This window comes from Ruegeria sp. HKCCD9138 (assembly GCF_057220975.1).
The window spans coordinates 401,294-416,940 of sequence record NZ_JBWVAZ010000001.1; the positions used below are offsets into that span (position 1 = coordinate 401,294).

The window sequence follows — 15,647 nt, forward strand, 5'->3', positions numbered from 1 at the left end:
TCTTGACTGGCGCGGCGTGTCAGGCCGGCGCGTTTGGCTGAAAGGGCAAACGAGGAAAGGGCGGGCGAGGGGCCCGCCCTTTCCGGTGTTGGTTGCAAACCCGTCAGGTGACGTGGTTCGACCGGTTGTAGACGTTGAACTTGCCGGTCGGAGCAAACAGGCCCTTCACGCGGCCGATCTCTTCCAGCGTCTTGGCGTCGAAGATCACGATTTCACCGTTCGGCTCTTTCGAGGTCGAGCGGTTCCACTTGGAAACCCAAACCTCGGAACCGTCCTGGTTGAACTCGAAGTGGACGGCGACATTGCCTTCCTCTTCGGTGATCTGGATCGTTTTCACGATCTCACCGGTTGCCTTGTCGATGACCTGCACCGATTGCTGAATCTCAGGCTCAGGGTGCTTGGTCTGGTCGGCCCAGATGTAGTCGGATTCCGGGTGGGTCCGAATGAACAGGCCGGGACCATCGGTTTCGACCTCATAGCAGGTTTTCCATGCCTGATCCGGGTGACCTTCGGGGTCGTTGCCCCAGACGGTCACGGTGCCTTCACCCAGGTGGGTGGTTCCGGCAACCGGGCCGCAATTCGGGTCAACCCAGTTGGCGCCCGGGCCGGGGTGCGGCAGTGGCGCCGTGTCGATCATGGCTTCCAGCTTGTGGGTCTGGGTGTCCACGACGACCATCTTGTTCGACGCGTTTGCGGCGATCTGGAAGAAACGACCGGTTGGATCAAAGAACCCGTCATGCAGGAACTTGGCGCTGTCGATCTTGTCGATACGCAGGTTATCCAGGTCGGTATAGTCGACTTGCCACAGCTGACCCAATTCCTTCACAGCGACGATCCAGGTCGGTTCGTTCGGGGTGGTGTAGATGGCAGCCACGCGGCTTTCTTCCACGTAATCACCGTCCACGTTCACACCGCGGGTCGAGACGACCTTTTTCGGTTCCATGGTTTCAGCGTCAACAATGGCGAAGTGCGGAGGCCAGTAACCGCCACCGATCACGTATTTACCATCACCAGACACAGCCACGTCACGGGCGTCATAAGCAATCTTGACCTCGGCCACGAGCATGTTCTCGGGGTTCTGCCACAGGTCGATCTTGGTCATCTTGCCGTCGCGGCCCATGGTGTACCAGAAGCGACCCGGGTTTTCCGGCTCTTCCAGCTTGTGGTGTTCCGATGCTTTCAGAACGTGCACCGCGTAACCGGTTGGAATGTGCGCCAGCACCTCTTTGGTGTCGCCGTCGATCACGGCCACCTTGCCCACGTCACGTTCGATGACCACGAAGAAGTTTTCCCAGTTGCGGCCATGCAGCGGCTCGGTCGGGTAATCTTCGGGTTCGACATAAACCTTGCGGGTCGCCATCATCTGTTCAAGCGACATCTCCGGCGGCTTGGGCGGCTCCATCTGAATATAGGTCGCCATATCGCGGATTTCTTCTTCGGACATTACGTCCGAGAAGTTGTTCATCCCGCCTTCGGTCCCCCAGGCGATGATCTTTTCAAGCCGTTCCTGACCCAATTTCAGGGTTCCGGATTCGGTCACGGTACCATCGGCGTTCTTCGTTTCGACCATCGGCTCAAGGCTTTTACCGGTGGCACCTTTGCGCAAGACGCCGTGGCAGCCAGCGCAGCGTTCAAAGTATAGTTGTTTAGAAGACTCAAAGGCTTCCTTGCTGAGGGTTGGCTCTTCGGCGAATGTTGGCGCAGCGACGCTGCCCAGCAACATCGCCAAACCGACCCCAAAGGCGCGGCCAGTTTTATTGTAGCTGATTCCAAGTGACATGATCACTCTCCATATGCGTGGTGAGGCAGGTTGGAGAGTGGGACATCACAGAGTTGTCATCCTTGACCAAAGTCAACGGGAGGGTCGCAAACCGGTCGTCAGGTCGGGATTTTCGCGAAAAAAGGACGCTCTAAAACTTGTGTTTTCAGTTCATATTTTCCGCACGGCCTTGATTTTTGTTAAGGGGTGCGACGCCTTCCCCCACTAGACCTAGGAGAAACGCATTGAGGCCAAGGAGAGCAGGCATGTCGGCAACGATCGCACGTGTAATGGGCGAAGGCTTTCGGGTGTTTTTTCTGTCGGCGGGGCTTTATGGCCTGTTCGCGGGCGGGGCTTGGGGCGTGTGGTTGGTCACCCAGGCCGGAGCGCTTCCGGTTGAGGATCCGACCTATTCCATGTCTCCCCCCATGTGGCACGCGCATGAAATGATTTTCGGGTATGCCACCGCGGCGCTGGGTGGCTTCTTCCTGACCGCTGTCCCAAATTGGACCGGAGCACCCGACGCGCGAGCACGCTTTGTTACCATAGCGGCTGGGATTTGGTTGGCCGGGCGGGTCGCCATGTGGTTTTCGGGCTCTTTGTCGCCGACACTGGTTGCCGTGATCGATTTGGCGTTCGTGCCAATTCTTGCGGCAAAAATAGCGTCTCAGCTGATCCGCCGACCCAAACCGCAGAACATGATCTTTCTGCTGCTGCTTCTCTATATCTGGGTTGCGAATCTTTTAACCCACCTGGAGTGGATTGGTGCGACCGGAGATACGCTCCAGACCGGTCTTCGCGCAGGTTTGCTGACATTATGCTCGATGATTGCCATTCTTGGCGGACGGATCACTCCTGCCTTTACCCGCAACGCGATGAAACGTGCAGGAGAACCAGAAGCAGCCTGGCCGGTTTCTGTCGCGGCCTTGGATAAGGTCGGAATGATCGTCGCGCTGTTGACGCCGCTCGCTGTTCTTTTGTTGGGCGTTGGCCTTTTGTCCGGTGCGCTGGCGCTGGGTCTGGGCATTCTTCAGATAGTGCGCATGACCGGCTGGCGGTCTGGCTGGGCCGTTCGCCAGCCCATCCTGATCGCGCTGCACCTTGGCCTCGGGATGCTGGCTTTGGGATTGATCCTGTGGGGGTTTGCAGTGCTGGGTTACGGAAATGAGATCGCGGCCCTTCACGTTCTGGGCATAGGATGCGTAGGGGGCATGACACTTGCGGTCATGAGCCGTGCAGCCCTGGGACACTCGGGCCGCCCGCTGGTTGCGCCGCCGATGATGGCGCTGGCTTATGGGTTGATGGCGGTGGCGGCGATCATCAGATGGCTGGGGACAGGGCTGAGCGACGGATATCTGACCGCAATGCTGGTTGCGGATGGTTCATGGGTATGTGCCGTCGCTTTGTATCTGATCGCCATGTGGCCCGCGCTTACGGAACCACGCGTGGCGAATGCGTAGACATGTTTCCGGTCAAAGGTGTTCGATCAGGGAACGGCTGTTCTTGATATGACGGCGAACCAAGTTGCGGACCTGCCGACCCTTGGCTGGAATCGGGCGCGCCGACGCTGGTGCAAACCCCGGAGTTCCCAGAGTCGGAAACAATTCCAATATCTCAGCGCGCGCTGAGGCCTGCACTGATTTGAGAGCCTCGGTTCCGGTGTACAGGCTTTCTGACGGCGCGCCCTCAGCGAAGATGATTTCATGCTGTTCGAACAGCATATGGTAGTACTCGACCGCCTCGGAAGTGCCATCAATGGATATACCTGGAATACCGACCAAAGCATGCGCGGCTACAAGAATTTCGCTGGCGTCAAACATGCGAATGGCGATGGCCGACCGAACCAGCATCCGGTGTTGCGGTGAAACCAGCAGGTCGCGTTTGGGCAGGGCGCTGCCCAAGGCTCCTGCATTTATCCGGATCGGACGCAATTTGGGCTTCGCTGTCAACTCGTTGGCCCCCAACTGTCGGGCGCCAATCCAGCGAATGCGTTGCGGCCCGCGGTCCAGAGTCAGAACTTCGTCTCCGGCCGAAAGTGTCTCGATGGCGCGCGGGCCATTGGGTGTCTCGATCAGCGTTCCCCGCGTGAAACATGGCACCACGGTGTTAACAGGAATGTCCGGTCCATTGTCGGTCAGAGCACCAATCGTCAGCGTCGTATTGAGCGGTGGTACAGCCCCGATGAACCCAAGGAAAAAACCCTGTTCAGCGGAGGGAAAATCAAAATCACCATCGCCGTTTTGGTCCCAGTCCATCACGCCGATTTCGTAGTTGTTCACGCCATCGTTGACCTGAATGGTATAATCCCAGGCGAACGCATTCCCCAGGTAGGTCTGCGTTGGGTCATTGGGATCCTCGTTCGAGATATTGTCGCCGTCGATAATCGTTGCATCGGCACCATCCGTGATCGTGATCTGACTGTATGCCGTGATCTGGAACGTAGTGCCTGGCTGATAAAGCTGCGCCTGACTGTTTGTCATGGTTGAGTCAGAGCGGAACGCGCCGTATATCTTGATTGCCATCTTTAACCTAACTACTTGGACCGCCTGCGATTCTGCGTGTTCGCGCAAACGACGACAGCCTAATCACTCAAATGGTTTAGTGCCGGGTGAAAAACTGGTTTTCAAGGCTTAATCTGGGCAACTTTTGGGTAATGCGATGCGGTCACATGGCGCCGGTTTCTGGACCGTTGGCCTGCATGGTGCAGCAGACCTGCAAAAATCCGTTTCTGCCAACTGCGAAGCCGATCCCCTTAAAGTATATTCACCGGCTGGTCTTGACTTTCGTTAAGGCGACACCATGCGCGGATCGCCATTGTGCTTCTACTAGCTAATCGGCGCAAAGGAGAGCGCGATGCGAGAAGTCATGACAAAGAGCATGGCTCGCAACATCTTTTATGGCGGGTCACTGTTCTTCATTCTCATCTTTTTGGCCCTATCGGCCCATTCCCACTTGTATATCGTCAATTCCGAGAATGCGGCGAAACTTGATGAAAGCGTGGTGCGGGGTAAGCACGTTTGGGAAAAACACGCCTGCATTAACTGTCACTCGATTCTGGGCGAGGGCGCCTATTTCGCCCCCGAAGTCGGCAATGTGATGACCCGCTGGGGCGTCCTTGACGATCCGGAATCAGCCTTTGAGGCCCTCAAGGGCTGGATGGAGGCGCAACCCACCGGCATTCCCGGTCGTCGGCAGATGCCCAATTTCAACCTCAGCGACGAAGAGATCCGTGATCTGGCGAACTTCCTGATCTGGACGGACAACATCGACGCTCAGGGCTGGCCGCCCAACGAGGCAGGCTGAGAAGGGGAACGGAGCAATGAAATACGAATCCCAAAAAATCGCCTACGCCTACTTTGCAGTGGCCATGGCGCTGTTTGCGATCCAGGTGATCGGCGGCCTGCTGGCCGGTCTGATCTATGTATCGCCTAACTTCCTGAGCGAGCTTCTGCCGTTTAACATCGTGCGGATGCTGCACACCAACTCACTGATCGTCTGGCTGATCCTGGGCTTCTTCGGTGCGGCCTACTTCCTGATCCCGGAAGAGACCGAACGGGAAATCCACTCGACCAAGCTGGCCTATCTGCAGCTGATCATCCTTGTGGTCGGTACCCTCGGCGTTGTTGTGACCTATGTGTTCAACCTGTTCGAAGGCAACTGGCTGCTGGGCAAAGAGGGACGCGAGTTCCTTGAGCAGCCCAAATGGGTCAAGGCAGGCATCGTGGTTGCTGCACTGATCTTCCTCTACAACATCTCGATGACGGTGCTGAAAGGCAAGAAGACCGCGATTTCGAACATTTTGCTGTTGGGCCTCTGGGGTCTGGCGCTGCTGTTCCTGTTCGCCTTCTACAACCCGGGTAACCTGAGCCTCGACAAGCAATACTGGTGGTATGTTGTCCACCTGTGGGTCGAAGGCGTATGGGAACTGATCATGGCCTCGATCCTGGCCTACCTGATGCTGAAGCTTACTGGTGTTGACCGCGAGATCGTTGAGAAATGGCTCTATGTCATCGTCGCTGCCGCTCTGTTCTCGGGCATTCTGGGCACCGGTCACCACTACTACTGGATCGGTACGCCCGCGTATTGGCAGTGGATTGGTTCGATCTTCTCGAGCCTCGAGGTTATCCCGTTCTTCGCGATGATGGCCTTTGCCTTTGTCATGGTCTGGAAAGGCCGTCGTGATCACCCGAACAAGGCCGCTCTGCTGTGGTCTCTGGGCTGTGCGACACTTGCCTTCTTCGGTGCCGGTGTCTGGGGCTTCCTGCATACGCTGCACGGGGTGAACTACTATACGCACGGTACGCAGATTACGGCTGCCCACGGTCACTTGGCCTTCTACGGCGCCTATGTCTGCCTCAACCTGGCGATCTTCACCTACGCAATGCCTATCCTGAAGAACCGCGACCCCTATAATCAGGTTCTAAACATGGGTAGCTTCTGGCTGATGACCAGCGGCATGGTCTTCATGACCTTCGTGCTGACTTTCGCCGGAACCGTTCAAACGCACATGCAACGCGTTGTGGGCGACTACTTCATGGACGTGCAGGATCAAATCGCCATCTTCTACTGGATGCGCCTTGGTGCGGGTCTCGTAGTAGTCCTTGGTGCGCTGTTGTTCATTTACTCGATCTGGGTGCCCCGGAAAGAGATCATTGAACCCGGCGCGGCCGACACCCCTGCGGAGTGATGAAAATGGACGGCTCCATGGAACTGAAGACGGGGGCGGCTGACGCCCCCTTCTACCTGGCGCAAAGTGATGAATGCGATGTATTCACCGCCGCCTACAACAATAGCTTGCCGGTCCTGCTGAAAGGCCCGACAGGTTGTGGCAAAACCCGCTTTGTGGCGCATATGGCTGCGAAGCTGGGGCGCCCGCTATACACCGTGGCTTGCCACGATGACCTCGCCGCTGCCGACCTGATCGGGCGATATCTGCTGAAGGGTGGCGAAACCGTCTGGGTCGATGGCCCGCTGACCCGTGCGGTGCGCGAAGGTGCAATCTGTTATCTCGACGAGGTCGTCGAAGCCCGTAAGGACGTGACCGTCGTGCTGCACCCGCTAACTGACGACCGGCGCATCCTGCCGATCGATCGGACGGGAGAAGAGCTTGAGGCCGCGCCGGGCTTTATGCTGGTGGCGTCCTACAACCCCGGCTACCAGAATATTCTGAAAACCCTGAAACCCTCGACCAGGCAACGCTTTATCTCGCTGGAATTCGATTTCCCGTCGCCCGAGATGGAGGCAGAAGTCGTCGCACAGGAAAGCGGTCTGGCGCTGGAGCGCTGCAAGCCGTTGGTGCGCCTTGCAGGCAAGCTGCGTGGTCTTAAGGGTCAGGATCTAGAAGAAGGCGTTTCCACCCGCCTGGTCGTCTATGCCGCCACGCTGATCGCGCAGGGCATGTCCACCGACCGCGCCATTCTTGCCGCTATGATCGAACCTCTGACCGATGACGAGGACATCAAACGCGGGCTCCTCGATCTTGTCACGGCTGTCTTTGGGTGAGGCCGGCCGATGGTCAAGATCGACTTTGAGCCATGGGAACCCGAAGAAACGATCGGGAAACTGTGGCACACCCTTGCCAGCCGCCTCGATGCACCTGAGGTGCATGTTGGAGCCGCGGTCGACCTCTCTGAGGTCGCGGGGCGGCTGGCAGTCCTCTTCCGGGGACTTGGGGGTAGCCCGGGCGTCGAGTTACGCCCGGTCTCGCCCGAACTATCCCACCACCGTCTGAGCTGGCGCCGCCGCCTGGCAACCGAGGCCGAACTGATGCCGCGTGCCTCGTTCGACGGAGAGGTTCTGCGCCTGCCGGATCGGTTGGCTGTTTTCCCAGCGCGCGAAGCAAACGGTGCGCTTTATGTCTGGCTGGCCGCTGCTGCTGCCCATGCCGGAACCCGAATTGACGAAGGTGATCCGCTGCGTGCCGACCTGCGCGCTCTGATCGCCGCGCAGAACATGGTCGAGGCGACGTTGGACAGCGCTCCTGGACTGCGCCCGCTTTATACCGAGCTCTGCAAGGGAATTCTGCATTACCGCGACATCCCCGACCTGCCACCCGTTGAGGCAGCGGTCGAAGAGCTCGTCCGCCACATGCTGGGCGACACGGCCCCCTTGTCACCAAAAGCCGAGCGTTTCCTGGCGCTTGACGACGACCTCACAGCCCCGCGTGGCTATCAGCATTTCCGTCCCGTTCCACTGTGGCCGGAATTGCGCGCCGTTGGATTCTCCGAACATAACGAGGTCGAGAACCCAGATACCGAAGGCCCACCCGAAGAGTCGGGGGAGAAGACTCACCGCGCGCGCCGCCGCAAATCGGATCAGGCGTCCCGCAGCGACAGCTTCATCCTGCATAAGTTCGAAGCGATCCTCAGCTGGGCCGAGTTTCTGAACATCAACCGGCGCATCGACGATGATGATCCCGACAATGCAAAGAAAGCAGCCGACGATCAGGAAGAGATCGGCCTTGGCCAGATCTCCAAGGCGCCACCAACCAAGCTGAAGCTGCATCTGGATCTTGCGCCCGAGGACGTGAATCGCGAGCGTCTGTCGGGCCGAATCCTCTATCCCGAATGGGACGTACGCACGGGGCGGTACTTGCCCGACCACGTCAATGTCCTGCTGTCGGATGCCGATATTCGCAAAGATGCCGCCGAGTTCGGCAAGGATCCTGCCACCGCCCGCCGCATCCGCGCCGTCAAACGCCAGTTCGAAGCGCTGCGCCCAGGCCGGGTCATGACCCGTGGCCATCTGGACGGCGACCAGCTGGATATCGAGGCAGCTGTCCGGTCCCAGGTCGATCGCTGCGCCAATGGCGAAGGCACCGAGCGCATCTGGATGCAATCCAGACCCGAAGCCCGAGATCTGGCGGTTTCGATTCTGTTGGACGTCAGTCGCTCAACTGAGAGCGCCGTCACGGGCCGCGCCGTCATCGACATAGAACGCGAAGCGCTGGCTGCGCTCGCTTGGGGCCTGAACGCCTGTGGCGACGATTTTGCAATTCACGCTTTCAGTTCGCTGAAGCGTCAGCGTGTCTATGTTCAGCGTTGCAAACGCTTTGACGAGCCGATGGGTACCATCGTCGAACAACGCATCGCTTCACTGCGTCCCGGGCATTACACCCGCCTCGGCGCCGCAATCCGCCATTGCTCAGCCGATCTGGCGGCGCAGTCGCGAAAACGCCGCCTGCTGCTGGTGATCACCGACGGCAAGCCCAACGATCTTGACCATTATGAAGGTCGCCACGGGATCGAGGACACCTGCATGGCCGTGCGCGAAGCCCGCCGCGCCGGGCAATCGGTCTTTGGCGTCACGATCGACAAAACCGGCAAAAGCTGGTTCCCACGCATGTTCGGGCAGGGCGGATTTGCCGTCATCCCCGACCCGCACCGCCTGACCATGGCGCTGCCTCAGATTTACCGTCAACTGGTCGGGGCATGAGTGACACCACACTGATCGACGAATTGCCCGGCGAGTTGCTGATGTGGGTTCTGATCGTCAGCGAACTGCTGGTCTTCGGCGCGGGCCTGATTGCCTTCATGGGCGTGCGGCTGACCGACCCGGCAGGATTCGCAGAAGCGCAATCTCACCTGTATCGCACCGGTGCGGCGCTCAACACTGCTGTGCTGGTGACTTCCGGTTTTCTGGCCGCCAAGGCGCTTGCCTGGCGGCGTGCAGCGCACCGCCGCATTGCCCGTTCTGCTTTGATTGGCGCTGCACTATTGGGTGTGGTCTTTCTGGTCGTCAAAGGTGTGGAATACGCGGGCAAGGCGGGGCAGGGCATTACTTACGAAACTCACCCGTTCTTTCTGTTCTATTATTTGCTCACGGGATTTCATGCGGCCCACGTTCTGGCAGGTGTCTTTATTCTGCTGTTGGTCGCCTGGCGCGACGATCCCCGCAATATCGAGGCTGGAGCTCAGTTCTGGCATATGGTGGACCTGGTCTGGATCATGCTGTTTCCCGTGATCTACCTGTTGGGGTGAGAAAGATGCAGACAGCTTCATCTTTTTCCAAATACTCCCGCCGGAGGCGTCCGGACTCTCTTACACTCGCCTGGCTTGGGTTGCTCGCACTCAGCGTGGCGTCCGCATTGCTGACGTTGCTGCCGGTGCCGGACGCAATCGTCGGAGGCGGTATCCTGCTTCTTGCGACGATCAAGTCGCGCATGATCCTTGCACGCTATCTGGACCTTGCCCACAGCCCGGCATGGCTTCGAGGCTTTACTATGGTGCTAACCGGTTTCTCACTACTGATCTTTGGCCTTTACCTGATTTGAAAAGGAAAAAAGCCGCTCGGATGAGCGGCAGTTTTCCAAGCGAAGGGACGCTTTGGTTATTGGGCGGCCATCGGCATCCGTGCGATCTGACACCTTTGCCACAAGGCCGACAGAGCGCCGACAAGATGGTCGATATCCTCATCCGTATGCACGGGCGACGGCGTGATCCGCAGACGCTCGGTGCCTTTGGGAACTGTGGGATAGTTGATCGGCTGGATGTAGATGCCAAACTCTTCCAGCAGCGTGTCCGAGATGAATTTGCATTTCACCGGATCGCCCACCATCACCGGGATGATATGGCTGGGGTTCGGCAAGTGCGGAATGCCTTCGGCATCCAACCGGGCACGGACCTGAGCGACGCGGGCTTTTTGCAGATCGCGTTCTTCGGCCGACTGTTTCAAATGCCGGATGGATGCTGCCGCACCAGCGGCAATCGCCGGGGGCAGGGCAGTGGTAAAGATGAACCCACTGGCAAAGCTTCGCACAAAATCGCAAAGCGCGGCCGAGGCGGCAATATAGCCACCGACCACGCCAAACGCTTTGCCCAAGGTGCCTTCGATGACTGTCAGACGATCCATCAGGCCTTCGCGTTCGGCGATGCCGCCTCCGCGGGGACCATAGAGGCCAACAGCGTGGACCTCATCCAGATAGGTCATTGCGCCGTATTTGTCGGCCAGATCGCAGATCTCCTTGATCGGGGCGATGTCCCCATCCATCGAGTAGACCGATTCAAATGCAATCATCTTGGGCGCGTCGGGGTCCGCTGCGGCCAGCTTCGCCTCAAGGTCTTCCAGATCGTTGTGCTTCCAAATCACCTTATGCGCCCGTGAGTGGCGGATGCCTTCGATCATCGAGGCATGGTTCAGCGCATCAGAGAAGACGATCAGACCGGGAATTTTCGATGCCAGCGTCCCCAACGCGGCCCAGTTCGATACATATCCCGAGGTGAAAAGAAGCGCAGCCTCTTTTCCATGCAGATCGGCCAGTTCCGCTTCCAGCAACACATGGTCATGAGTCGTCCCCGAGATATTGCGCGTGCCGCCAGCGCCCGCACCGCAGCGATCCAGTGCGTCATGCATGGCATTGATCACCGATGGGTGCTGACCCATGCCCAGATAGTCATTGGAACACCATATCCGCACGTCGCGCTGTATTTCCCCATCGGTCTGGCGCGCATTCGGGAACGCACCGCAACGGCGTTGCAGGTCGATGAAAACGCGGTAATTTCCCTCGTCGCGCAGGTCATTCAGGCTCTGGGTGAAATAACGCTCGTAGTCCATCTTGCTTGCTCCCCGGAATACTGGCTTTGAAGGGGAGGTTAGGCCCGTGGCGACGCAAGCGACATGACAATTGTCAAGTTTGACGCAGGAAAAGACTGGTGCAGCGGTTTCGGGTTTGGCATAGCCAGACTACAATGATGTACCGTCCAGACTATCGGACAGGGAAAAAAGGGGATGCTTCGTGGCGCACGAAGTTCAAAAAGCGATTGCGCGGCAGTCACTACTTCTAAAGAGTTTACCTGAGCAACATGTCGATACGCTGCTCAGCCACGCGATCTGGCGGCAATACGATCGGGGCGAGACGATCTTTTTGCAGGAAGAAGAGGCCAAAGCCGTTCACGTGGTGTTGGCCGGTTGGGTCAAGCTGTTTCGCATGTCGCCGACAGGGGCCGAAGCTGTCGTCAGTGTATTCACCAAGGGAGAAAGTTTTGGTGAGGCCGTAGCGCTGCGAAACGTGCCTTACCCGGTGTCCGCCGAGGCGGTCTCGCCCTGCGAAGTGATGCACATACCCAGCCCGGTTCTGCTGTCGCTAATGCGGGAGGATCCGGAAATCGGTGTATCGATTCTGGCCTCAACCTTTACGCATCTGCATTCACTTGTCGCGCAGTTGGAACAACTCAAGGCGCAGACCGGTGCGCAACGGGTGGCTGAGTTTCTGCTCAGTCTTTGCGAGATCGACGCCGGCGGTTGTGACGTGGAATTGCCCTACGACAAGATGCTGATCGCAGGGCGACTGGGCATGAAGCCGGAAAGCCTGAGCCGTGCATTCTCTCGTCTGAAATCCGTGGGGGTAAAAATCAACCGAAACCACGCGGTCATCTCGGACGTTGAGGACTTGCGGGACTATGCTGAGAGTGACCCGTCAGAGAAGTAACTGCTGGCGCAGAGTAGTTTTGAGATCGCTTCGAAATCCTTAAATCAGTTCAATTGATGTCTGGTTCGAATCCAGTGCTGGAACATCTGGAATACTGCCGCGTCACGACTCCCGGACCGGGCGGCGTGCCAGTTTGCGGACATAACTGCGCATAAAAGTTAACAAAGCTTTCATTTTGATATATTGTTGCAGTGTTAACGCCAACTATCCTGGTTTTTTTGTTGTGAGTCAGACTATTTACGATAAATACGGCGGGTTCAAAACCATCAGCCGCATCGTGATGTCATTCTATGATTTGGCATTGGATTCCGAACAGATTGGCGACCATTTCGATGACATCGACATGCCGCGTCTGATCGATCACCAGACAAAATTCGTGTCTTCGCTTGTCGGTGGCCCGGCTTCGTTCAGCGATGACCGGATCGAGGCTGTTCATCGTCACCTGAACATCACGCATGAAGATTTCGACGAAATGGGCGCTTTGCTTACCGAGGCCCTGTCCCAGCATGGTATGGCAGACGCAGACATCGAAATCGTGATGGAGGCGATTGAATCGAAGCGCTCCATTATCGTTGCCCGGACCGCCGCATGAACATTCATGCCATCAACGAGCACCTGCTTCGTGCAATCGGTGTTGGCGTTGCTGTCCTGCGGGCATCGGACATGAGCTTTATTTTTCACAACGGTCCTTTTGCCGAATGGTTCGGGACACCGGAACCCGGCCAGACTTTGTTGGATATTCTTCCCGGGCTTGACCTCAAAGAGTTGGAGGATGTCAAGCAGTCCGGTCTTCGGTATTCGGCGGAATTGCAGATCAAGCCGAAACGCCGCACATTGATTTTTGCAACCACAGTGTCTCTGGCGAACGGGGTCGAAGAACAGCTTTTGGTCGTCGAATGCCAGAATATTACACGCATTCGCGAACTGGAGAGCATGATCGACAGTTATTCGACCATGGTGGAGCGAAACACGCGCGAGCTGGAACGCGAAAAGGAAAGGGTCGAGCGCCTGCTGCTGAACCTGATGCCGCGCGCCGTTTATGAAGAATTCAAAACATTCGGAGTGGTTACACCCCAGCTTTATGAAAATGTATCGGTGGTCATGTTGGATTTTGTCGGCTTCACTGATTTTACGGCCAAGACTGACCCAACCGTAACTCTGAGCGAGCTGAACGACATCTTCACCGCTTTTGATCGCATCGTGGAGCAATTCGGCTGCGAGCGGATCAAAACCATCGGGGATGCTTATCTGGCCGTTTCTGGCATGCCGGATGAAACGCCAGACCACGCCACGGCGGTAGCCCATTGCGCCGTACGATTCCTGCGGTATCTGGAGCGGCGCAACGAAAGCCACCCGCACAAGTGGCAGGCCCGGATCGGGCTTGGAACGGGTGCAGCAGTCGGCTCGGTCGTCGGGATCCAGAAATATGTTTATGACGTGTTTGGCCCGGCAGTGAACATCGCATCGCGCCTTCAGGTTTTCGCCAATCCGATGCACATTGTAGCGCCGGAAGAGATGAAATACGCCCTGATTGACGAATTCCAGATTACCGATCTGGGTCCGGTCGACATCAAGGGCATGGGGCAGATGGACTTGATCAATGTTACGTCCCGGCTGAGCACGCCGCAGAAAACCCGGATGTTCTAAATCCCTTTAGTCATCTTGGGGCAGCAGACCTAACCCTCTGAGGTATATTCCGATTCCGGATTCCAGCAGTTCCTCGGGCGGAAAGGGGGACGAAGCGCCTGTGTTGCGGGCAAATAGTTCGACAACACCGTGGCTCATGGCCCAGATATGCGCGCTGAACATCGAGGCCGGCGGGCGTTTCTCCGGAGGAATGTGCTGCGACAGGTCCGCGGCAGCTTTCTCCAGAACGCTTTTGGCGCGGTTCGCGGCGATGGCCAGTTCCGGTGTCCGATTGATCGAAATGCCGCTTTCGAACATTGCTATGTAGTGGCCGGGATGCTTGCGGGCAAAGGCCAGGTAGGCGCGCCCTGTGGCCTCGAAAGCGGCAAGTGCCGATGGCTGACCCTTGTCATAGGCAAACTGCATCAGGTCCGCGAACATTTCGAACCCTTGGCGGGCGGCCTCGGCAATGAGATCCTCGCGACCTTCAAAGTGGCGATAAACGGCAGCGGGTGTGACGCCTGCAGTCTTGGCGGCCTCGGAAAGGGTAAAGCCAGTCGGGCCCTTCGCTTCGATCAGCGACAGGGCGGCCTCGATCAAGGCTTGTCTAAGGTTTCCATGGTGATACCCGCGTTTCGTCATCCGAGGTTTTGGCGCCTTTGCAGTGGAGAACATCGAAACAGTAGAGATAGAGTATCATGGTAAGTTCGTCCAACGATTGTGTGATTGGACGCAGGTATTGAAGAACAATATCCCTTTCTGTCCAATGCAGTGATTTCACCCGGCTTCAGTGGTTTCCGCCTGCGGTTCTTCAATTCCGGAGGACGGTTCATCTGGCGAGCTGACGAACGCGCTAATCCGATCTTTCTTGAACAAGGCGTATGCGTTCTTGAAGGGGCGGAGGTACAGCGCAACAGGGTCGTTCCACGTTCCGTCTTCTCCATTTCCAAGTCCGTATTCGACGTTCTCATTGGACTTCGGCGAGTAGAGAGTACCAGCACTCCAATCCCAGAAAGCGAAGATGAAACCCATGTTCTTGTCCCAATGCCTTCGGGCCTTGGAATGGTGAATCTGATGTTGTGCAGGGCTGACCAAAATGTGTTGCAACCAATTGGGATACTGCAGCCAGACGTGACTGTGGCGCAAGTTAAATGCGGCCAGGAAGAATACGAAAAGGAAAATATTTAGATCAAAGATCTGGACAAATCGCGCTCCGGTACCGAAAAACTGATCCAAAAGAGCAATCGTTACGCCGACTCCAAAAGCGCCGATCATGGATCCAATTGCTTCTTCAAATGGGTGCATTCGCGCTGCTGTCAACGGGGTCATGACCTCGGCGGAATGATGGACCTTGTGAAACTCCCAAAGGAATGGAACCCTGTGGAATAGGTAGTGCGCAACCCACAAAGCACCATCAAAGGCCAGAACCATACTAACTGTGTAAACAGCCGTGACACCCCACGATGTCTCGTCAGGGCCTGCAGGTGCAGGGCCAATGATGCCGTCGACTGTGTGGTACCAGAAGGGTGCCTGAATCAGGATTGATGCGTAAATGGCTGCGATTAAAGATTTATTGACGAAAAACATGACATAGTCCGCCTTGGCGGATTTATGCGTTAATACATCCCAGGGCAGTAACCAGTCGAGCAGTCCTTTGATGCCCTTTTTGCGGGTGTGTTCCCGGCTGCGAAAAAACACGAAAACTGCTGCAATCAATGCAGTGCCCATATAGAAAACTGACAAGCGCTGATTGGGGTCAAAGAAGATCTCTATTGGGTGCCGGAGCACCGCCAAAACGTCCTCAGTCATTTAAAACCTGCTTCCGCTCTCTAGTAT

The 15,647-nt window shown here is 57.1% G+C and carries 15 protein-coding genes; 10 read left to right on the forward strand and 5 right to left on the reverse strand.

The features are described from left to right. Positions 1–103 precede the first annotated feature (103 nt). Positions 104–1,780: a cytochrome D1 domain-containing protein gene (locus tag AC2TEL_RS02010; protein ID WP_480901594.1), complete on the reverse strand. Its 1,677-nt coding sequence runs from the start codon at positions 1,778–1,780 to the stop codon at positions 104–106. A 245-nt stretch (positions 1,781–2,025) separates the two neighbouring features. Here AC2TEL_RS02010 and AC2TEL_RS02015 point away from each other — a divergent pair, with 245 nt between their 5' ends. Then, a complete protein-coding gene (locus AC2TEL_RS02015) occupies positions 2,026–3,219 on the forward strand; it encodes an NnrS family protein (RefSeq protein WP_480901595.1) in 1,194 nt (397 codons plus the stop codon). A gap of 12 nt (positions 3,220–3,231) precedes the next feature. On the opposite strand, the gene AC2TEL_RS02020 is transcribed toward AC2TEL_RS02015, so the two are convergent. Continuing rightward, positions 3,232–4,281, reverse strand: a complete 1,050-nt coding sequence (locus AC2TEL_RS02020) for a Hint domain-containing protein (RefSeq protein ID WP_480839351.1) — start codon at positions 4,279–4,281, stop codon at positions 3,232–3,234. Between the two features lie 331 nt (positions 4,282–4,612). On the opposite strand from AC2TEL_RS02020, the gene AC2TEL_RS02025 reads away from it, so the two are divergent. The 6 genes from AC2TEL_RS02025 to AC2TEL_RS02050 all read left to right on the forward strand — a co-directional run bounded on the left by AC2TEL_RS02025 (position 4,613) and on the right by AC2TEL_RS02050 (position 10,031). Further along, the gene (locus tag AC2TEL_RS02025; RefSeq protein WP_480839353.1) at positions 4,613–5,062 is read left to right on the forward strand and encodes a c-type cytochrome; all 450 of its coding nucleotides are present in this window, start codon (positions 4,613–4,615) and stop codon (positions 5,060–5,062) included. A gap of 16 nt (positions 5,063–5,078) precedes the next feature. After that, on the forward strand, positions 5,079–6,446 hold the full coding sequence (locus AC2TEL_RS02030; RefSeq protein WP_480861856.1) for a cbb3-type cytochrome c oxidase subunit I: 1,368 nt from the start codon (positions 5,079–5,081) through the stop codon (positions 6,444–6,446). A gap of 5 nt (positions 6,447–6,451) precedes the next feature. Then, a complete protein-coding gene (locus AC2TEL_RS02035) occupies positions 6,452–7,261 on the forward strand; it encodes an AAA family ATPase (RefSeq protein WP_480839357.1) in 810 nt (269 codons plus the stop codon). 9 nt (positions 7,262–7,270) lie between these two features. Next, a complete protein-coding gene (locus AC2TEL_RS02040; RefSeq protein ID WP_480901596.1) occupies positions 7,271–9,193 on the forward strand; it encodes a nitric oxide reductase activation protein NorD in 1,923 nt (640 codons plus the stop codon). Further along, positions 9,190–9,738 (forward strand): cytochrome c oxidase subunit 3, encoded by a 549-nt coding sequence (locus tag AC2TEL_RS02045; protein WP_480839361.1) that lies wholly within the window; start codon positions 9,190–9,192, stop codon positions 9,736–9,738. Before AC2TEL_RS02040 ends, AC2TEL_RS02045 begins: the two co-directional genes overlap by 4 nt. 95 nt (positions 9,739–9,833) lie before the next feature. Beyond that, on the forward strand, positions 9,834–10,031 hold the full coding sequence (locus AC2TEL_RS02050; protein ID WP_480839363.1) for a nitric oxide reductase F protein: 198 nt from the start codon (positions 9,834–9,836) through the stop codon (positions 10,029–10,031). A 56-nt stretch (positions 10,032–10,087) separates the two neighbouring features. Here the strand turns inward: AC2TEL_RS02050 and hemA are convergent, their stop codons facing one another. Next, positions 10,088–11,311, reverse strand: a complete 1,224-nt coding sequence (gene hemA / locus AC2TEL_RS02055; RefSeq protein ID WP_480839365.1) for a 5-aminolevulinate synthase — start codon at positions 11,309–11,311, stop codon at positions 10,088–10,090. Between the two features lie 181 nt (positions 11,312–11,492). Here hemA and AC2TEL_RS02060 point away from each other — a divergent pair, with 181 nt between their 5' ends. From AC2TEL_RS02060 to AC2TEL_RS02070, 3 genes are all read left to right on the forward strand, one after another. Further along, positions 11,493–12,185, forward strand: a complete 693-nt coding sequence (locus AC2TEL_RS02060) for a Crp/Fnr family transcriptional regulator (RefSeq protein WP_480901597.1) — start codon at positions 11,493–11,495, stop codon at positions 12,183–12,185. A gap of 223 nt (positions 12,186–12,408) precedes the next feature. Then, a complete protein-coding gene (locus AC2TEL_RS02065) occupies positions 12,409–12,777 on the forward strand; it encodes a group I truncated hemoglobin (protein WP_480839369.1) in 369 nt (122 codons plus the stop codon). Then, complete coding sequence (locus tag AC2TEL_RS02070; RefSeq protein ID WP_480839371.1) at positions 12,774–13,832, forward strand: adenylate/guanylate cyclase domain-containing protein; 1,059 nt, start codon at positions 12,774–12,776, stop codon at positions 13,830–13,832. Before AC2TEL_RS02065 ends, AC2TEL_RS02070 begins: the two co-directional genes overlap by 4 nt. A gap of 6 nt (positions 13,833–13,838) precedes the next feature. Here the strand turns inward: AC2TEL_RS02070 and AC2TEL_RS02075 are convergent, their stop codons facing one another. Next, positions 13,839–14,453, reverse strand: coding sequence for a TetR/AcrR family transcriptional regulator (locus AC2TEL_RS02075; protein WP_480839373.1), 615 nt, complete (start codon positions 14,451–14,453; stop codon positions 13,839–13,841). Positions 14,454–14,588: 135 nt separating this feature from the next. Beyond that, positions 14,589–15,620, reverse strand: coding sequence for a sterol desaturase family protein (locus tag AC2TEL_RS02080; RefSeq protein WP_480839375.1), 1,032 nt, complete (start codon positions 15,618–15,620; stop codon positions 14,589–14,591). Positions 15,621–15,647: the final 27 nt, after the last annotated feature.